This window comes from Pedobacter nototheniae (assembly GCF_004335085.1).
In the GTDB taxonomy this organism is placed as follows: domain Bacteria; phylum Bacteroidota; class Bacteroidia; order Sphingobacteriales; family Sphingobacteriaceae; genus Pedobacter; species Pedobacter nototheniae.
The window spans coordinates 32,742-52,565 of the sequence record NZ_RQRS01000026.1 but is presented as its reverse complement, the minus strand read 5'-3'; the positions used below and the strand labels follow the sequence as shown (position 1 = coordinate 52,565).

The following is a 19,824-nucleotide window of genomic DNA, read 5'->3' as shown; positions in this document are numbered from 1 at the left end:
TATGTCGATCCATTTAAAATAATTTATTATGCTAAATAAGATTATCGGCTTTTCCGTGCGGAATAAGCTGATCATTGCCTTATTTGTTCTCTCCCTTGTGGGTTGGGGAACTTATGAGGTTACAAAATTACCCATTGATGCCCTTCCTGATATTACCGATAATCAGGTGCAAGTAATCACCGTTTCACCATCTTTAGGTGCACCGGATATCGAACGACTAATTACTTTTCCTATAGAACAAGCTTGTAGCAGCATTTCAGGACTTAAGCAAATCAGGAGTTTTTCCCGTTTCGGACTTTCTCTTGTTACCATCGTTTTTAACGAAGAAACAGATGTTTACTGGGCAAGGCAACAAATTGCCGAGCGATTGCAACAAGTTCAACAAGAAATTCCACAAGGAATCGGTTCGCCAGCAATGGCTCCGGTTTCAACGGGTTTAGGAGAAATTTATCAATATGTTGTCCGTCCGAAAAAAGGATATGAAGGCAAATATGATGAACAAGCACTCCGCACCATTCAAGATTGGATTGTTCGCCGTCAATTACTGGGTACACCCGGTGTGGCAGAGGTTTCAAGCTTTGGTGGTAAACTAAAGCAATATGAAGTTGCAGTTAGGCAAGACCAACTTAAAGCCTATGGGCTTACCATTGCTGAAATTTTTGATGCCTTAGAAAAAAACAATGAAAATACAGGCGGTGCTTATATAGAAAAAGGCCCAACAGTACTTTATATAAGAAGTGAGGGCTTAACAACAAGTCTTGCCGATATTGAAAAGATTGTTGTAAAAACACTAAATAATGGTATGCCTGTACTATTGGGGCAGGTAGCCAAGGTACAATATGGTTCGGCTATTCGATATGGTGCCATGACATATAATGCACAGGGTGAAGTTGCCGGAGCAGTTGTAATGATGCTGAAAGGCGAAAATTCATCTGTTGTAGTTAAACGTGTAAAAGATAAGATTGCTGAAATACAAAAGATGGTGCCCGAAGGTGTTGTTGTTGAGCCTTTTTTAGATAGAACCAAAATGGTAGATAATGCAATTAGCACTGTAGAAACCAATTTAATGGAAGGTGCATTGATTGTAATTTTTGTATTGGTTTTCTTCCTTGGAAATTTGCGTGCAGGCTTAATCGTGTCTTCTGTTATTCCATTATCAATGCTTTTTGCCATTATTTTAATGAATAAGTTTGGCGTAGGAGGAAATTTAATGTCGCTTGGAGCAATAGATTTTGGCCTCATTGTAGATGGTTCAGTAATTGTTGTTGAAGCCATTCTTCATCGTTTTTCACATAGCAAACACTTTCGATCACTTAATAGAATAGATCAGAATCAAATGGATACGGAGGTTGAAAAATCTACAGGCTCTATGATTAAATCTGCCGTATTCAGTCAAATAATTATTCTAATCGTTTACCTGCCAATTTTATCATTAGAAGGTATTGAAGGTAAAATGTTTAAGCCAATGGCATGGACAATTGCCTTTGCAATATTGGGAGCGTTTATTCTATCAATTACTTATGTACCAATGATGTCTGCACTATGCTTAAATAAAACCATCAGTCATAAAAAGAATCTTACAGATAAATTAATGGCTTGGTTGGAGCGCAGGTATCAACCAATTTTAAGTAAAGTACTTCAGTTCCCAAAAACTATTTTGGCGGTTACCATTTCATTATTTGCTATTTCCGTTTTCGTAATGGGTACACTGGGTGGTGAGTTTATTCCCCAGCTGGAGGAAGGTGATTTTGCTGTAGAAACCCGCTTGCTTACTGGAAGTAATCTGAATAATACGATTGAAACCACACAAAAAGCATCAAAAATCCTATTAGATCAATTTCCTGAAGTGCAGAAAATTGTAACCAAAATTGGTAGTGCCGAAGTGCCAACAGATCCAATGCCTTTTGAAGCTGGAGATATGATGGTGATTTTAAAACCTAAAAAGGAATGGACTTCTGCAACTTCTTTTCCTGAGTTAAGTGCAAAAATGACAAAGGCCGTTGAAGTTATTCCAGGCATAACGGTAGGTTTTCAGTTTCCGGTACAAATGCGTTTTAATGAGCTAATGACGGGTGCTAGGCAAGATGTAGTTTGTAAAATATTTGGCGAGGATTTGGATTCTCTCGCAAATTATGCAAAACGTTTGGGTAGCATTATTGGAACGGTTAAAGGTGCTATTAATGTGTATGAAGAACAAGTTACCGGTATGCCACAAGTTGTAATTAAATATAATAGAGATGGCATGGCGAAGTATGGAATAAACGTTGCCGATGTAAACCGCGTAGTAAATACCGCCTTCGCCGGGCAAATTGCAGGGCAGGTTTATGAGGGCGAAAAACGTTTTGATATGGTCGTTCGCTTGGATGAGGCTGCCAGAAAAAACATAAAAGATGTTGAAGATTTAATGGTGCTAACCCAATCAGGCACGCAAGTACCTTTAAGTATGGTTGCCAATATTGAAGAGGTAGAAGGTGTAAACCAAATACAAAGAGAAGATACCAAAAGACGGATTATTGTAGGTTTTAACGTTAAGGATCGCGATGTGCAATCTATTGTGGAAGAACTGCAACAAAAGGCAGGGCAACAGCTCAACCTATCCAAAGGATATACCATTTCTTACGGTGGCTCTTTTGAAAATATGACGGCGGCTAAATCCCGATTGGCAATTGTTGTACCTATTGCGTTACTACTAATTTTTCTGCTCCTTTATTTTGCTTTTAGCTCGGTAAAGCAAGGTTTACTTATTTATACAGCTATTCCTTTATCTGCCACCGGAGGGATATTTGCCCTTTGGATAAGAGATTTACCTTTCAGTATTTCTGCTGGAGTTGGCTTTATTGCTCTGTTTGGTGTTGCTGTACTAAACGGAATTTTACTGGTAACAGAGTTTAACAGACTTAAAAAAGAAGGATGGACAGATGTTAAGCGCATCGTTATTCATGCAACAAAATCCAAACTCCGTGCAGTATTAATGACAGCGCTCGTGCCATCATTAGGTTTTATTCCAATGGCCATAAGTACTGGTGCCGGTGGTGCAGTACAAAAACCACTTGCAACAGTTGTAATCGGTGGTTTATTGGTATCAACCATGCTTACATTATTCGTTTTACCCATGTTATACATCTTATTTGAAAAAGGCTTCGGTTATTTTAAACCAAAAAGTAAACTCGCTATAATTGCTGTATTAATTTGTTTAGGAACAACACAGTCTAACGCACAACAAATTAATCTTCAGGCTGCCCTAGATACTGCAATGAAAAACAATGTATTGTTACAGGTTGCTAAAACAGACATTGAATATTATAAGCAACTCACTAAAAATAGTTTTGATGTTTCTAAAACTGCTATCAGTTTTGATTACGGTAAGTTTAACAGTTTGGCAAATGATAATAAGTTTTCGGTGGTGCAAAGTCTTGATTTTCCAACAGTTTATAGCAGGCAAAATGCCGTACATAAAACTAATGTTCAAATTAGTGAAGCACAATTAAGTGGCAAGCAATTAGATCTTAAAGCAGAAGTTAAATCCACCTATTTCGATATTGTATTGTTACGCCAAAAACATAAACTATTAATTTGGGCGGATAGCGTTTATAGTGCTTTTCTTGATAAATCATCGCAAAGGTTTAAATCTGGCGATGTTGATGTATTAGAGCTTCGCACGGCAGAAAACCAAAAACAGCAAATCCGTAATCAATTGGATTTGTTAAATATGGATTATGAGCAAAGCTTAACAAGGTTTAGGTTTTTACTAAACAGCAGTCTTAATTTAGAGCCAACAGGTGATAGTTTTATTTACGCTTTTAATTTAATAACCAATCAACAGGCAGAAAACAATCCAATGCTTAAGCTCGGTGAGGCACAATTGGAATTAGCCAAAAAACAAAAGGCATTAGAAGGAAGTAAGCTATTGCCAAATCTAAGTTTTGGGTATAACAACTCTAGCATTATTGGTTGGCAAACCAACAGTATTGGTGCCGAGCAATATTTTAATGGTAATAAAAGATTTTCTTCTGTAAGTATTGGTGTTGGCATTCCTGTTTTTTTTGGTACCCAACAATCGAGAATCAAAGCTTCAAAAATTGCAATACACCAAAAGCAGCAAGAGCTAGAGTTACAGAAGAAAACCCTTTATCACCAATTGGAAAATGCCGTTTATCGCTATAAACAGTTAAATAATGTAATAAAATCCTATCAGAAAGTTTCATTAGCAAACGCTGGCGATATTATTAAAACAGCATCTGATAAATTAAATGCAGGAGAAATTGCTTACCTGGATTGGGTTATATTAATTAATCAATCTATACAACTTAAGGCAGAATATTTTGATAAGGTACAGCAGCTAAATAATGCTGCATTTGAAATAGAAAAATTAACGGCAACAGATAAATAACACAAAATGAAACATAAATTAAAAGTCGGAATTGTTTTTATAGCCGTTTTAATGGCATGCGGTAATCCAGATAAAAATGAAAAAACAGTTACTACGACACAGCCCATAAAAGTTAATGCAGATGAAGTACAACTCAGTGCAGAACAGGTTAAAAATGCAGGTATCCAATCAGGCAAGTTAGAATTGAAGGGCATGCACAATACCATTAATGTAAATGGAGTGGTAGATGTACCACCAGAAAATACCTATTCGGTAAGTGTACCCATGGGCGGATATATTAAACAAATGAATCTTATTCCTGGTATGTTGGTTAAAAGAGGAGCGGTGCTTGCAACGGTAGAAGATCAGCAATACATTCAATTGCAACAAGATTACCTGACCTCAAAAAACAAGCTTAAGTTTGCTTCAGCAGATTATATCAGACAGAAAGGGTTAAACCAAACAAAAGCAACGAGTGATAAAATTTTTCAGCAAACAGAAAGTGAATTTAATAACCAGAAGGTTTTAGTAAAAGCCTTGGCAGAAAAATTAAGATTGATTGGCATTAATCCTTCAAACTTAACTGAAGATAATATAACCAGAAACATTAAGGTTTATGCACCTATTAGTGGCTATGTTACCAAGGTTAACATTAATGCAGGTAAATATGTAAATGCGGCTGATGTGCTTTTTGAGTTAATTAGTCCGGGGGCTTTGCATGCAAGTCTTACTGTATTTGAGCGTGATGCCGCAAACTTAAAAGTAGGGCAGGAGATTATTTGTACAACAACTGCCAATCCTGATAAAAAATATATAGCTAAAGTACATTTGATAACTCCGAATATAGAGGGTGATAGAACAACGAGTGTGCATTGTGATATAGAAAATGCAGATAGTAAGCTATTACCAGGAACATTTTTAAATGCGGCAATTTCAGTTTCAAATGCAATGGTTGAGGCCGCCCCAGAAGATGCAATTGTAAAATGGGAAAATAAAAATTATGTATTTGAAGATCTAGGAAACAATCGGTATAAAATGATTCCTGTAGAAACAGGAGCAAATTTAGATGGCTTTACAGAAATTAAAACTAAAGCTAAACCCGCAAATATTGTAACCAAAAATGCTTACTCCATTTTAATGAAAATGAAAAATAGTGGAGAAGAAGGATAGTCAATTTTTTATCTAAAATAAAATTAAGCACGTTCAATTTGCCCCAGTAAATTGAACGTGCTTCCATTAAATCAAATCCATTCTTTCGGCAATTCTACAAGCCTCAAAAGAATTGCTTACCCTAAGTTTTTCTAAAATATTTTGACGGTGCCTGTTTACCGTGTTAATGCTAATAGATAATACATCAGCAACCTCCTTACTCATTTTTCCCTTTCTTATCAGTTGTAATATTTCCTTTTCTCGGGTTGATAATAGCTTGCTATAATCTTTTTGATCGGGCTTAATAGATACTCCAGTTGCAGAATTTAAAATCACACCGTTTAGTGCATCTTCGGTAGCCTCACTATAAGAAAGATTGTACAAACAAAGCGCTAACCATAAGCTACCATCCTCTGCGCTGCTTATGTAAAACATACGATGCTCAATAATAATATACTTACCAACTTTATTAAGCATTCTAATTTTACTTTTAACCTGGTAATCTGATCTTTCAATAAGCGGCAAACCTTTAAGCATATTAAAAAACTTTAGTTCCAGCAAGTGTTTATCAATTAGATCATCCGGGTGGATTTTACTAAAAATATCATCCTCCCAAATTGAGTTAATCTCCTCAGATGCATACCTTTCTTCAAAACCCAGTTCTCTTGCTACTCTGCCATTATAAATATAACTTTTATTGGCTCTCATATCACTCAGTACAGCAATAGCATTCTCTATCCTGGCGTACATAGCTGCCATATGTTGGTAATGCGGTATACTTACCAGTTTATTATGATCCTCGGCGAAGGGTTGTTTTAATAGTTTTTCATTCAGGGTATTAACAATATTCATTTTAATATGGTTATTAATCAGTATTGGAGGGCAGCCAATGGGGTTTTACATTTGTAAACTAAAACTAACATATGGTTATTAACACAAAACAACAAATGAAAAAAATTATTTTGAGCATCGTTGCTTTCATAACGGTACAAACGGGCTTTGCCCAAACACTGGAGAAAATGCAATGGTTTAACGAACCTAAAAAATGGGAAATTAAAAATAATGCCCTAACCATGCAGGTAACACCACAAAGTGATTACTGGAGAATTTCTCATTATGGATTTACCGTTGATGATGCTCCATTTTATTACAGTACTTACGGTGGTGAGTTTGAAGTAAAAGTTAAGATTACCGGAAATTATAAAGCACGCTTCGATCAAATGGGCTTAATGCTGCGTACAGATCACGAAAATTATATCAAGGCCGGAATTGAATTTGTGGATGGTAAATATAATTTAAGTACCGTAGTAACTCATAAAACCAGCGATTGGAGCGTAATTACTATAGATAAAGTGCCAGATTTTGTATGGATAAAAGCCGTACGTAGATTGGATGCCGTGGAAATATTTTATTCTTATGATGATAAAAACTATATCCTGATGCGCAACGCTTACCTGCAAGATAACAGACCTGTAATGGTTGGCTTTATGGCAGCCAGTCCAGATGGAAATGGATTTAACGCTAAGTTTGAAAACTTTGAAGTAAAGCAATTACCCGATCAGCGTAGATTGGAATGGTTAAAAAAGAACGCAAATTAACAATCTCCTTCCCAGGGCTTTTACCCTGGGAAAAACTACCTGTTTAAGGAAGAATATGTTTTTGATTAGAATTTTATTAAATTGTGTTAGTTCAATTTAATTTTACCTAATATGAAAACTACTCATTACCTAACTCTTGTTTTGTGCATGTTATCCTTTGGAGCATGTAGCATCTTTAAAAAATCGCCCACTCCGGGAGATCAAAACCCTCCGCAAACCAATGTAATTACAGATCGTAAATGGAAATTGGTAGAGCTTAATGGCAAACCCGTAGCAGATAAAGTAAATGGTAAGGAACCATTCTTAATGCTTCAAAAAAGCGATAACCGTTATTCTGCATCTGGTGGCTGTAATGGAATAGGAGGTAATTTTACATTTCAAGATAACGGAAGAATAAAATTCTCTCAGGGCATGTCAACCATGATGGCTTGCGAAAACATGGAGATAGAAAACGGACTTAGCAAAGCATTAATTACTGCTGATAACTATACCATTAGTGGCGATAATTTATCCTTAAATAAAGCTAGAATGGCACCTTTAGCTCGTTTTAAAGCCATAAAGTAGATTAACATTATTCTGTTGATTTTTAACTTAATGAAAACTTAATAAAACAAGTTATAACTTAATATTGCCTTAACGTACAGCGGTATTTAAGCCATTAAATTTGCGGTAAAGAGTTTCTCTTCATCCCGCATGTTTAAAGAAATAAAAGATTTACAGGACACTGATTTATTAAAAAGGTATAAAAATGGCGATGCAGCCGCTTATGATATTCTTTTTAAAAGATATTATGCCGAACTGTATAAATATGCCCTTAAAAATGTAAGAGGTACTTGTATTGCCGAAGAGCTTACCATGGATGTTATGCTAGGTTTATGGAAAAAGCAGGGCGATATTCAAATCGATTTAAATTTAAAGGCTTATTTATACCGCTCGGTTAAAAATGCCCTATATAACCATTACCGTAAAAAAATATTGGCAACGGTTTCTTTAGATGAAGAAATTGAAATTAATGCAGTACAATCACGACCAACAGATGATGCTATTATTTATTCGGAACTGGAAAAAATATATCATCAAAAACTTGGTGAATTAAGTCCTGCCCGCCGTAAGGTTTATCAAATGAGCAGGGAAGAAAATAAAACCTATGCAGAAATAGCAAAGGATATGAATCTTTCTATCAATACGGTAGAAAATTATATGGTTGCCGCTTTGGGGTTCTTCCGACAGCACATTAAGGAGCATGCAGATTTTACCCTTCTGATTATTATATTAACACTATTTTAAGCCTCTTAGCTCAATTAAATAGTCTTTTCAAACCTCCGCAGGTTTTAAAAACCTGCGAGATTTATTAATGACCAACAACCCTCAATTTCCAACCTGGCAAACGGTTATTAATAAATTCTAATATTTTTTTCATTTCCATAGGTGGTCTATTAAAAAGATGGTGTTATGTCTATTGAAGAACAACATCAATGGATTACAAAGAAGAAAAAAAAGCACTAATCAGAAAATACATTAACGGAATTAGTACGGCCAGTGAAACTGCTGAGCTTAAAAGGTTAATGTCTGAGTATGATTTATCTTCACTTTTTGATGAGGTGATGGATGAGCTTTCTTCAGTTACTACTAAAAACCTACCCGATGATGAACCTGATGCAGATGCTGCTTTGTTAAGGTTTAAAAACCATTTATCATCAGAAAATACTGATCCGCTTCCTGTGCAGCAAAAATTAAGAGCCCACGATATTAGGCGATACTTATCTTATGCAGCAGCTATATTGGTTGTATTTGGTTCAATTTCATTTTTTATGCTGGCTCGCTTAAATCAAAAACCTGTAGAGGTTGCGATTACTTATGAGCATTTTGAAAATCCAAATGGCAAGCGTTCTAAAATTACACTTCCCGATCAATCAATAGTATATCTTGGTGCAGGGAGTAAGCTTACTTTTCCCACCCGCTTTAATGCCAAAATACGTGAAATTAATTTGGTTGGAGAAGCGTTTTTCGAGGTAACTAAAAACCCCAAGAAGCCTTTTATTATTCATACCTCGAATATTGTAACCAAGGTTTTAGGTACCTCATTTAAGGTTGATGCCTTTGCAAATAAGCCTGTAAGTGTATTGGTAAGCACAGGTAAGGTAAGAGTAGATAGAGAAGTAAATAAAAAACTAGAATCTATAGCCGTGCTTTTACCCGGTGAAGCCGTTACCTGGAATGAAAAGCTTAAAAGTAAGGAGCTAAAAAATGTTTCTATAAGTGATGTTAAAGATTGGAAAAATGGTAAGCTGGTTTTCAGAAAAACTAAACTGGCAGATATTGCTTCCATTTTAGAAAGATGGTACAATGTGGAGATTAAAATTAACAGTCATTCTATTGCCGAAAAACAAATCAGGGTTAATTTAACAACCGATGTGCCTTTGAGTAAACTAATTAAAATACTCAGTATAGCAGGCAATTTCAAATATCAAATTAATGAAAATAAGGTGACCATTTTTTAGTAAGAAAGGAATTGGATGTAAATATTTAGACTCAAACAAAAAACGTCCCCCTTTAAAGGAGGACGCGTAAATCATCAGCGGACTGGCTGTTTTCGAAGACCCGTCAATCCACGATAAAGTATTAATAGATATCCGCCCGAGGGCGAAAAATCATAACGAATCAAAAATATGCAAAAAGTATTACATCTGCATGTTTCTTTTCAATATGTAAAGCAACTTCAAAGTGTTGTAAACCATGCTAAAAAGAAACTGAGGCAGATGGCTGATAACAATCTGCTAGCAGATAAAATTTATTTCTTTATGAAATGCTCTTTTCTAGTGATCCTTGTAAACCTTACCGGCTTAGGTGTACTTTTTGCCAGTAGCGTATCAGGTCAGGATCTTAATCAGAAAATTAAACTAAAGCTTGAAGCTGCAACTATAGAAAATAGTTTGGCTACGGTAGAAAAGCAGAGTAATATACAAATTAACGTAGCCGTAAGCCTGTTGAGCAAAGTAAGCAAAAAGGTAAACCTCAATACAGAAAACATTACCGTTGCCGAGGCACTAAACAATATACTAGCCAATACAAACCTAAAATATAGCGTGGTAGAAGGTTATGTGGTTATTACCCGCAAACCTGTACCGATTTTAATTACAGGTATTGTTTTCGATGAGAAAAATAAGGAAACACTTATTGGTGTAAGTATAAAAGTTAAGGGTGGTGCAGGTGCGGCATCAACAGATGTAAATGGAAAGTTTCGCATTACCGTGCCAGAAGGTGGCGCTACACTTGTTGTTTCTTATATGGGTTATATTACCCGCGAAATTAAAGTAGATGCGAACACAAAGGAGCTAAGTATCGCTTTAAAAGCCTCATCCACTCAGTTAAATGAGGTAATGGTGCAAGCACGTAGAAAAGGGAATACTGAAATTGCCGTGTTGGATGAGCGTAAAAAATCTGCGATTGTACAAGACGCAATTTCTGCCCAGTTAATAGAACGTACCGGAAGCATTACAACTACACAAGCCTTACAACGTGTTTCGGGCGTAACCGTAACCGATGATAAATATGTAGCCATCCGCGGTTTAGGAGATAGGAGTGTTATTGGCCAGTTAAATGGTGTACGTTTAGCTTCTTCTGATCCTGATCGTAGTACCATTCCTTTAGATTTAGTGCCAGCATCCTTATTGGATAATATTACCATTTATAAAACGGTAACTCCGGATAAACCTGCCGATGCTGCCGCTGGTATTGTAGAGCTTAAAACTAAATCGGTACCAGAAAAAGAAACCTTTGAAATTATTGCTCAATCTGGAATAAACTCTAATGTTGGCATCGGCGGACAATATAATAGTTTCTGGAACAGTGATATGGGGGCTTTTGGCAATAAAATCAATCAGAAAAACCTGAGTGAAGATTTTAAAAACCTTTCTAAGCAATATCCTAATGGTTTAGGGTCTATTCAAAGCATGATTGCCAACAGCAATTATAGTCCTACGGCTTATCAAGAGGTAAAACGCATAAATAACATTATGCAATCTTTTGATCCTGTAATGACAACCCAATACAAAAAAGCACCGTTAAATCAGCTTTATTCTGCTACTTATGGCAACAGCTTTAATGTTTTTAAAAAGCATAAACTTGGTTTAATACTAGGCGGTAACTATTATCGTCGCATTACCGATATAAGCGGTGGCGATTTAACTCAATACAGTATTTATCAAGGTGTAGTAACCGGAAATCCAGATGTTTATAGTCCGCGTAATATTCCAAATTACATTACACCAAACAGTTTATTTATGGGTAAATACCAAACCTATAAAGAAAACACCGGTGTAGAAACTTTAAACTATGGAACTTTGGTGGGAGTTACTTACCGCTTTAATCGCCGTAACGAAATTAGTATGCAGTATTTGGGCAGCTGGGGTGGCGAAACTAAGGCTACCAATCTATCTGGTAGATACGAATATACGGGCTTACCTGGTGAAGTAAAAACAACAACTTACTCGCTTAAACAAACCTTTAGAAACTTAAATACCTTTAACTTACAGGGAGAGCACAAGTTTTTTGATAAAGAATTGTCACCACGTTTAAGTTATAACATAGCCAGTTCAAGATCAAAGCAAAATGATCCCGATTTCCGTTTCGCCAGTCTTGCAGATTATACCCCACGTGGTGGCGGTTATTACACCGTAGGATCAGGCAATAGTGCACCAGCCACGGTTTATAGCAAACACCTTTATGCCTTAACTTCTGGTTATGTAAATGGTTTTGGTCCTTACGGCATTATTCAGGCAGAACCCAATGGAAGAAGATGGCGAAATCTTGATGAGAAAAATTATAATTACAAAGGTGATTTAACCATTCCTTTTAAGCTTTTAGGACAAAAACAGGAGTTTAAAACCGGAGTAAATTATTTGTTTAGGGATAGAACTTTTAATGAAAATCAACTTTTCTTACCAGGATCTAACTTTACAAGCAACAAATCTTTACCACTTTATGGTGCCGAAGGTAACCTAAATCGCTTGGTAGGTAACGAATTTATTGGTGTTAAACTTCCTACGGGCAACCAGGGAGAAGGTATGATGCCGATAGGTGGCTTCTTATACAACAGTCAAAAATCGCCAAACAATTATACTGGTTATTTTGAAACCAATGCCTTTTATGGAATGGTAGATTTAAAGTTAACAGAAAAACTACGTATTGCAGGTGGTGTACGCTTCGAAATGACCAATATTGGTTCATCAGTTGATACAGCAGGCGTATTTTTAGATCCTTCGCTTACTGCGGGTGGTGCAAACGGAAGTAAAATTCCGCTTAATCCTATTAACCCAAACTCGGTGTATAAAACGGGTTATAAACCATTTTACTCTGTTAACGCAACTTATACGTTAAACGAAAATATGAATTTCCGTGGTGCTTACAACACTACATTAGCCCGACCAGAACTAAGGGAAATAACCAATGTTTTTGAGTTTGATGCCTTTCAAATGGGGCTTGTAGTTGGTAATCCAAATCTTAAAAATCAGTTTACTCAAAACCTGGATTTCCGCTGGGAATGGTTTCCAGAAAAAGGAGAGGTATTAGCTTTATCGGCATTTGGAAAACGTATAGAAAACCAATTGGTTAAGGTTTTTAGTTTGCAAACCGCAGGTTTAGCGGCAACCTATCCTGAGTTTCCAACTATCCAGTTTCAAAACGACCCTAACGTAGGTAGAGTTTGGGGTATTGAAATAGAAGTAGTAAAAAGTTTGGGTAACATTTGGGATCCCTTGAAGAATTTCTACTTCGGCTCTAACTTATTATTGGCGCAAAGTGATATTAAAAAAACACCAGAACGCTATGAAGCCATTCGCTCTCTTGATCGTTACACACCAAAAAATAGTCCGCTTTTTGAGCAGGCACCATACTCTATAAATGCTTGGTTAAACTATGAAAATCCAAAATCAGGATCAGATTTTACCTTAACCTTTAATGTAGTTGGCGAGCGTTTGGTACAAATTAACCTAACAGGAGAGCCTGATTTATACACCCGTCCGGTGCCAGTTTTAGATTTTGTATTTAGCCAACGCCTTACTAAAAATGTAAAATTTAAAGGCTACGCTAAAAACATTCTTAACCCAAATATTAAAACTGTTTATGCCAACCCGCAAACAGGCGGTAAATGGTACGGTAACGAATACATTAACAGAAGTTATACCCGTGGCGCCGAAATTATGTTGGGCTTTACCTATAATCTATTTAAATAATGAATAAGATAAATTATAAACTCTTCAGCCTGCTATGCTTCAGTATTATGCTACTGTTTCAGGCCTGTAAAAAGGATAAGGTTGATTTTGAATCAGATAATCGGATAATAACCCAAAATAGAATTAACTCTACCGTAAGGATTGTTAATGTTACAGGCTATAATCAGGTTATTGCTAATGGCGATAGTTTAACCAATTTTATTGTAAGAACTCCAAATGCATCCAATAGTAAGCAATATCCAGGAACATCATACTTCCCGCAAAACGGACAATTAGGTGCAACATGGTTTGTACCTCAAGATTTGTTTAATGCGCAGGAAATAGTAAAACTGGATTTTATGGTCAGAAGTTATGCGCCCACTGGGATAGGTGCCTTAAAACTTGATGCAAAAAACGACTATAACAACCCGACTGATTACTTTTTGGTACCCGCTTTTATAATGGATGGTCAACAAGATGTGGTTCCAATTACAAGGAGCGTTACTGCACCATCAAAACCAGATCATTTTAAAATTAGAATAGTAAACCTTTCTGGAGTAATTAAAAACCCAGCTAATAGTGGTAGCGGCAGGCAGGAAGATGTGAGCGGAAATGTATCATTAGCCTATGCAGATGGTACTTTAGTTGATGCTAAAACGAATAACATTAGCCAGGTAAATAAAGCATCAGAATATATAGAACTTCCTTACGGTACCTATCAGTTTAAAGTGTTAACAACAGATGGAAGGCAAATTTCTGCTTTAAGTAATGGTTTTGATGGAGTTACATTAATAGATCCACCAACTTCTACTATTCCAATTGATTTGATGAATACCACAGGATTAACCTATGCGCCCATTCAAACTTATCAGCCAGGCGGTATTTATACCATTTTAGTTGCCCCGCAAAAATTTAATTATCCCATTAATGATATTGGTGAAACATCAGTTACTTATCAAAACTCGTTTCAGGTAATTGCCGACAATAGCCCAGCAGCAAATAACACTTATTTTAGGGTACAGGGTGTTAATGGGTTTAATGCTCAAAATATAAGTTTTAAGGTAGATGGTAAAACAATAGCCAGCAACCTAAGTTTTGGTACCGCCGGTGCCTACTCAAACCTTATTCAAGGAAACCACACCGTTGAAGCTGTAGATGCTTCGGGCAAAGTTATTGCAAGTGCAAATCAGGTTCTTCGCCCGGCACAAAACTATACAGCATGGCTGTATGCAGATCAGGCTGGTGCCGCAAAATTGCTGCTTGTAGCCAACGATTTAAGCGGTACAACTTATCTTGGAGCAGATGATGACGCAACATATAGCCGCAACCAATACCGTTACTTTTTCTTTAAAAGGTTTTTAAATCTTTCAATCGGGAATCCATATATCACTTTTACGCAAAGTAACGGGCAATCCTCTTCAGATACTAACGATAATCCGAATGCCGGTGTAAACCTTCAACCAGGCTTGCCACTATATGAGCGCCCTTATATAAGCAACCTTTACACACAAAAAGTATTTGAAATTATGGCTTACAGATCCAAACCTAATGTGGTACCAGGCATATGGGCCAGCGATATTGATGTGTTAAAAAACGATGCTTTTATTGCCGATAAATCCCTTTATCAAAAAGTAGGCAGACCATTACCTGTACAAGAACCCGGCATTTACACGGTGGGTTTAATCGGGCAATCAGGCGAGGGTAGTACCCCAGCAAACAAGGCTAGAATGATCATTATAAAACATAATAAATAATGAAAAACGAGAGATTAAATAATAGAAATATAAAAACTGGATTTGAGCAATTGGCTTGGCTTTTTGCAATAAGCTTTATCCTGCTTAATGCAGGCTGCGTTAAGGTAGAGTACAGCAAAATAGATGATCCGGCTTATTTGCGAGTGTTCAATAACCTTAATTATGTGCAAACATTAGGTAGTAAAGATAATAAAGTGCCGTTTTTTTGTATGCTGATTAATCCGGTAATTGATGGAAATGGCATACCAACAAGCGCAGAAATTGTAGGCGATTTTTTAGATCAGCGTGATGATTATGCCCCGCCTTATCCATCACACATTGGTAACAGTACATCGGTTAATAATCCCGAATATCCTGGTAAGCAAAATGTTTTGGTTGGACCAATTTTAAACGGTTTCGATTTAAGTAGCTGGGCACAAGTACCCTCTGGCAAGGTGCGCATTATGTTTCTTTACCGACCTAAAAACACCGTATCGTTTTTTCAATTAGAGCCTCAATTGAAGAAAGATATTATGATAGATACTACCATTAATTTAACCAGTAAAGAGGTTTATACATTACACCTGTTGCAAAAAGATTTTGTAACCAAAAGAACTGGTATGTTATTGCGTCAGGAAAATTTTCAAAAGCTATCATTATCAGATTCATTGACTTATGTGAATTTTTACAATATGAGTGCCAAGGGTTATTGGGAAGCGGATAAATCACTAAAAGCAGATAATTTTTTAATGGCAAGTTTTCAGGGAGGAATGAAAGATGATATGAACATTTTTCTATCACTTTATGAAGATCAAGGCATTTTAAGTCCGAGTGGTGCAACCATACCCGGTTTTAAAGGTAAGTATTTAGCCAATGTAAAGCTAAATACAGCAACGGGAGATGTAAGTCCGTACGTAAGTTTCCCTATTTGGGCAAGTAAAAAGGCAAATGGCATTACGACAAACATTTGGCAAAGGTTTGATTTTTTTGTGCCAGGAATGGATATCACCAACAACCCATTTTATATAGCCTCGGTTGATAATGGTGGTAATTGGGTATCAGTTAACTGCCTGCTTAATGGTAAAATAAGGATGACCGACAATGATAATGCGGCAATATTGCCCAATCTGCTGGTAAATATTCACTCCGGAGTAAATAATCCTAAAACTTTTGCCACGGTAAATACTATAGAAGTGGTAAATGGCAAAGTTTACTTAACAACCATTCAAAGAAAATATGCACCGCCCATTTACTAAAAACATGATTTCAATGAAAAAACTAAACAATTTCAATCATAACAATACAGTTTTGCTAAAGGGTAGGGCACTTTTTGTATGGGCAATGGCTTTACAATTTCTGTTTTTTGCTGGTTGTAAGCACGATGACTTATCGGTGCCCTTACCCAATGAGAACCTCCGCCCGGCAAGTGATTTCATAAAGAATAATTATGAAATGAATTTATTTTATGCAGCACTTAAAAAGGTGGGTTATGTAGATAAATTAAATGGCGAAGGCCCTTTTACCATTCTAGCCCCATCAGATGCGGCTTTTAATGCACTGGGCATTTTTAATGCAGCAGATTTCGATAAAATGAATGTAGATAGCCTTAGAAAAGTAATTGGTTACCATGTTTTGCCCCGCAAATTAAGGTTAAGCGATATTCCAAATAACGGTGTTGATGTGCGTTATGCTACTTTAGAAGGAACTGAACTTTATGCTACACTAGCATCAAACTATCCCAATAATCCAAATCCTGAAAACGACCTTTATTTTAGTGGTATAAAAGTTAACCGTAAGGATGTGGTTTTAGCCAATGGCATTTTACACCTTTTATATGGGGTAATGAAGCCTAATTTTAAAAAAACTACGCAGCAATGGTTAGCTGAACATGCAGATTACAGCGTTTTTGTAAAAGGCTTAAAAAAGTTTAACCTATGGGATCAGCTCAATACAAATGCACAATTTACAATTTTTGCACCGAATAATACGGCGTTAGAAAATGTAGGCATTACCGAAGCATCTTTAAACGCTATGGATCCAAGTAAATACATCGGCGATTTACTTTTTGGCGCTTACCTTTTGTATGATAGGCATTTCTTTATTTCAGATTCGGAAGCATTTGCCATTATCAATGCCAATGGGGCTTATAACTACTATCTACACAACAGCAATTACTATATGAATTTTGGGAGTTACAGGGCAAATGTTAGCACAAGTTATTATGGTCTTACCCTTCGCACCGGATCATCTTTTAGCGATGTTATTGTGAAAACCGTAACAAGCGATTTACCAGCCAAAAATGATAATGTATGCAGTAATGGGGTAATTCATCATTTAATTGATGGATTGGTTACCCCAGATCAAGCAATTAAGAAATAATATATCATAAATAAATATGAGAAATTTAAAAAAACTAGGTTCGGCAATGCTGTTGGTAAGTATGTTTTTATTAAGTGCTTGCTCTAAAACAGAATTTTTGCCTGATCCGGAAGGTGCTCAGATTCCTTTTCAAAATAATGCCACACAAACTGTAGATGAATTATTGGCTGCATCGCCAGCAAAACTCTATTACACCGCATGGCAAAAAAGCAACATCAAAAATGTACTTAAACAAAATAGTAATAAGCTTGTATTCACGGTTTTTGCACCTAATGATGCCGCTATGCAAGCTGCGGGATTAACAGCAAGTGTAATAAACCAAATGCCTGTTGCCGAGCTTGATAGCTTAATGATGTTTTACACCACTATAGGTTATATTACTAAAGAAGAACTGAAGCTAAGAAACGATAATTTTATTGTTAAAACACTGCTAACACACCTAGGTTTATATTTGCCATATTATGAAGGTAATGCTCAGGGTACAACAGGTTATGATGATTATTATTACAAACATTATGTAGCCCTAAAAGGTGATGACCTTTTAATGAACGGTAAAAATGTAGGTAAAGCTAATTATTTGCCAGCAACAAATGGTGGCGTTTACTTGATAGAAAAAACCATTCAAAAACCAGATAAGACTATACTTGAGGCTTTAAAAGCTGATGGCAGATTTACCATATTCATCGAGTCGCAGCGCTTAACAGACGAAATGTTTCTGACTAAAATTAGTGCCGATATTGAAGCCTTATTTGGCGTAGTAATAGAGGATGAGGATATAATGAGAGATTATGCTTCCAGACGTCTGTTTTACAAAAAAGATTGGGGAATTAATCCGCCGATATATCAGGGCTACATTGGGCCAAACATAACGGTATCTACATTATTTGCTCCAACGGATGAAGCTTTCCATAAAGCAGGCTTTCAAACCGCTGCTGATGTAGTAGAGTTTAATAAACGCAGTGCCTCCACTGTTTTTTTTGATGATGGTATTTATCAGGCAGCAGGCGGCTACCCTATGGATACCGTATATAATTACCACCGCAACTGGGGTAGAATTGTTCAACCTGCTTCTCCCAACGGAGATAAAGCTATTAATAATGCAACAGTTTTTTACAGCAACGTTTTAAATCCTGCACTTAATAATTACCTGGTAAATGCCGGCGGAAACGTAACCCTAGAGTATGCTTATAAAATGCCTTTAGAATTTTCTGTAAACAATAATACGTCTCAATTAAAGGTTAAAGGCTCCGAGTTTCCAGCTGCTACAGTTATAGATGGTGATATTAATACCTTAAATGGGCCCATACACGTGGTAGATAGATTGCTTTTTCCTAAAGGATTTAAATTAAAATAAAACATGGCACAGCAAATTAATCTATATAAAAAGAACAGCTTATTTTCTTTATTGCTGGTAGCCATTTTGGGTGCCGGGTGTAGTAAAGATGATAATAAGCTAAGCAATTACGATAACAATAAAATTAACCTTGTTATAACCGATAACTTTAATCTTTCTGCTTTTAGCGCCGCTTTAAAACGAAGTGGTTTGGATAAAGATTTGCAAGATGGAACCGGGCCATATACAGCTTTAGTGCCTTCTGATGAGGCTTTTAATAAGGCAGGTTATCCCAACCCAGTTAGCGTTTTAACGGCGAACCCAACCATCATTTCTCGTATTGCTTATTACCATACGCTTGATGGGAAATATGAACTTAATAAATTGCCTTTCCTGTTTAATCAGGAAATCCGCTCTCGTGGTGGTAAATTATACGCAACACATTGGATAAAGGGAAAAGATACCGTATTAACAATAAATGGCTCACGAATTATATCGCAGAACATCCCGGCATCAAACGGATTAATTCAGGTAATTGATCGTTTGCTAACCCCATATTTGCACGATTTACTGAGCGATGCAGTCTCAGCAGAATCCAGTATCACACTGTTTACACAAGCTTTAAAAAATTCGGGCCTATTGCAAACGGTAAATGAAACAGGACCTTACACCATTTTTGCACCTAATAACCAAGCAATGCAAGCGATGGGCTACACGAGTTTAGAGCAAATTAATAATACTGATAAAGATGTGTTAAAGCGTTTAGTAAACTATCACATTGTGAAAGATAGACGCTTTATTTATGATTATATCTTAAGTACGGGATCTACAAACACCAGCCGCCAGGCCATGCTCGATGGTAATTCGGTTTCCATAACGCTAACACCAGACCCCAGCGCACCCGGGAGTTTTAATGGAATAACGTTAAAGGGAATTGGAAATACAACAAATGTAAAATTAGTTAAACAAGATATCCTGGCGGGTAATGGTGTATTACACATTATAGATGCTGCTTTGCGAATTACTCAATAAGAAGCTAAATCGCAAATAA

13 protein-coding genes are annotated in these 19,824 nt (G+C 36.5%); 12 read left to right on the top strand and 1 reads right to left on the bottom strand.

Annotation, left to right across the window (positions count from 1 at the left end; all coding sequences use genetic code 11):
* Nucleotides 1-28 precede the first annotated feature (28 nt).
* Both EHC72_RS19355 and EHC72_RS19350 read left to right on the top strand, forming a co-directional pair.
* Nucleotides 29-4,390 carry a CusA/CzcA family heavy metal efflux RND transporter gene (locus EHC72_RS19355; protein ID WP_131539363.1) on the top strand — a complete coding sequence of 1,454 codons (4,362 nt, stop codon included), beginning with the start codon at nucleotides 29-31 and terminating at the stop codon, nucleotides 4,388-4,390.
* 6 nt (nucleotides 4,391-4,396) lie between these two features.
* Nucleotides 4,397-5,539 (top strand): efflux RND transporter periplasmic adaptor subunit, encoded by a 1,143-nt coding sequence (locus tag EHC72_RS19350; RefSeq protein ID WP_131539362.1) that lies wholly within the window; start codon nucleotides 4,397-4,399, stop codon nucleotides 5,537-5,539.
* Nucleotides 5,540-5,605: 66 nt separating this feature from the next.
* Here EHC72_RS19350 and EHC72_RS19345 read toward each other — a convergent pair whose 3' ends face one another.
* The gene (locus tag EHC72_RS19345) at nucleotides 5,606-6,370 is read right to left on the bottom strand and encodes a response regulator transcription factor (RefSeq protein WP_131539361.1); all 765 of its coding nucleotides are present in this window, start codon (nucleotides 6,368-6,370) and stop codon (nucleotides 5,606-5,608) included.
* A gap of 95 nt (nucleotides 6,371-6,465) precedes the next feature.
* Between EHC72_RS19345 and EHC72_RS19340 the strand changes: the two genes are divergently transcribed.
* The 10 genes from EHC72_RS19340 to EHC72_RS19295 all read left to right on the top strand — a co-directional run bounded on the left by EHC72_RS19340 (nucleotide 6,466) and on the right by EHC72_RS19295 (nucleotide 19,805).
* Entirely contained in the window at nucleotides 6,466-7,116 is a 651-nt protein-coding gene (locus tag EHC72_RS19340; RefSeq protein WP_131539360.1) for a DUF1349 domain-containing protein, read from the top strand.
* Nucleotides 7,117-7,227: 111 nt separating this feature from the next.
* A complete protein-coding gene (locus tag EHC72_RS19335; RefSeq protein ID WP_131539359.1) occupies nucleotides 7,228-7,680 on the top strand; it encodes an META domain-containing protein in 453 nt (150 codons plus the stop codon).
* Between the two features lie 129 nt (nucleotides 7,681-7,809).
* Complete coding sequence (locus tag EHC72_RS19330) at nucleotides 7,810-8,403, top strand: RNA polymerase sigma factor (protein WP_131539358.1); 594 nt, start codon at nucleotides 7,810-7,812, stop codon at nucleotides 8,401-8,403.
* 188 nt (nucleotides 8,404-8,591) lie between these two features.
* The gene (locus EHC72_RS19325) at nucleotides 8,592-9,617 is read left to right on the top strand and encodes a FecR family protein (RefSeq protein WP_131539357.1); all 1,026 of its coding nucleotides are present in this window, start codon (nucleotides 8,592-8,594) and stop codon (nucleotides 9,615-9,617) included.
* A 168-nt stretch (nucleotides 9,618-9,785) separates the two neighbouring features.
* Nucleotides 9,786-13,349, top strand: coding sequence for a TonB-dependent receptor domain-containing protein (locus EHC72_RS19320; RefSeq protein WP_246029467.1), 3,564 nt, complete (start codon nucleotides 9,786-9,788; stop codon nucleotides 13,347-13,349).
* Nucleotides 13,349-15,082 carry a DUF4397 domain-containing protein gene (locus EHC72_RS19315; protein WP_131539356.1) on the top strand — a complete coding sequence of 578 codons (1,734 nt, stop codon included), beginning with the start codon at nucleotides 13,349-13,351 and terminating at the stop codon, nucleotides 15,080-15,082. The genes EHC72_RS19320 and EHC72_RS19315 overlap by 1 nt, the downstream gene beginning before the upstream one ends.
* Nucleotides 15,082-16,317 carry a hypothetical protein gene (locus tag EHC72_RS19310; RefSeq protein WP_131539355.1) on the top strand — a complete coding sequence of 412 codons (1,236 nt, stop codon included), beginning with the start codon at nucleotides 15,082-15,084 and terminating at the stop codon, nucleotides 16,315-16,317. Before EHC72_RS19315 ends, EHC72_RS19310 begins: the two co-directional genes overlap by 1 nt.
* A gap of 13 nt (nucleotides 16,318-16,330) precedes the next feature.
* A complete protein-coding gene (locus EHC72_RS19305) occupies nucleotides 16,331-17,440 on the top strand; it encodes a fasciclin domain-containing protein (RefSeq protein WP_165585880.1) in 1,110 nt (369 codons plus the stop codon).
* A gap of 16 nt (nucleotides 17,441-17,456) precedes the next feature.
* Complete coding sequence (locus EHC72_RS19300; RefSeq protein WP_131539353.1) at nucleotides 17,457-18,794, top strand: fasciclin domain-containing protein; 1,338 nt, start codon at nucleotides 17,457-17,459, stop codon at nucleotides 18,792-18,794.
* Nucleotides 18,795-18,797: 3 nt separating this feature from the next.
* Nucleotides 18,798-19,805 (top strand): fasciclin domain-containing protein, encoded by a 1,008-nt coding sequence (locus EHC72_RS19295; protein ID WP_131539352.1) that lies wholly within the window; start codon nucleotides 18,798-18,800, stop codon nucleotides 19,803-19,805.
* The last annotated feature ends 19 nt before the right edge of the window (nucleotides 19,806-19,824 follow it).

Bases quoted from the DNA above. Each gene is read 5' to 3' on its own strand.
- EHC72_RS19350 (WP_131539362.1), top strand. From the start codon at position 4,397: ATGAAACATAAATTAAAAGTCGGAATTGTTTTTATAGCCGTTTTAATG.
- EHC72_RS19325 (WP_131539357.1), top strand. From the start codon at position 8,592: ATGGATTACAAAGAAGAAAAAAAAGCACTAATCAGAAAATACATTAAC.
- EHC72_RS19335 (WP_131539359.1), top strand. From the start codon at position 7,228: ATGAAAACTACTCATTACCTAACTCTTGTTTTGTGCATGTTATCCTTT.
- EHC72_RS19295 (WP_131539352.1), top strand. From the start codon at position 18,798: ATGGCACAGCAAATTAATCTATATAAAAAGAACAGCTTATTTTCTTTA.
- EHC72_RS19310 (WP_131539355.1), top strand. From the start codon at position 15,082: ATGAAAAACGAGAGATTAAATAATAGAAATATAAAAACTGGATTTGAG.
- EHC72_RS19320 (WP_246029467.1), top strand. From the start codon at position 9,786: ATGCAAAAAGTATTACATCTGCATGTTTCTTTTCAATATGTAAAGCAA.
- EHC72_RS19330 (WP_131539358.1), top strand. From the start codon at position 7,810: ATGTTTAAAGAAATAAAAGATTTACAGGACACTGATTTATTAAAAAGG.
- EHC72_RS19305 (WP_165585880.1), top strand. From the start codon at position 16,331: ATGAAAAAACTAAACAATTTCAATCATAACAATACAGTTTTGCTAAAG.
- EHC72_RS19345 (WP_131539361.1), bottom strand. From the start codon at position 6,370: ATGAATATTGTTAATACCCTGAATGAAAAACTATTAAAACAACCCTTC.
- EHC72_RS19340 (WP_131539360.1), top strand. From the start codon at position 6,466: ATGAAAAAAATTATTTTGAGCATCGTTGCTTTCATAACGGTACAAACG.
- EHC72_RS19315 (WP_131539356.1), top strand. From the start codon at position 13,349: ATGAATAAGATAAATTATAAACTCTTCAGCCTGCTATGCTTCAGTATT.
- EHC72_RS19355 (WP_131539363.1), top strand. From the start codon at position 29: ATGCTAAATAAGATTATCGGCTTTTCCGTGCGGAATAAGCTGATCATT.
- EHC72_RS19300 (WP_131539353.1), top strand. From the start codon at position 17,457: ATGAGAAATTTAAAAAAACTAGGTTCGGCAATGCTGTTGGTAAGTATG.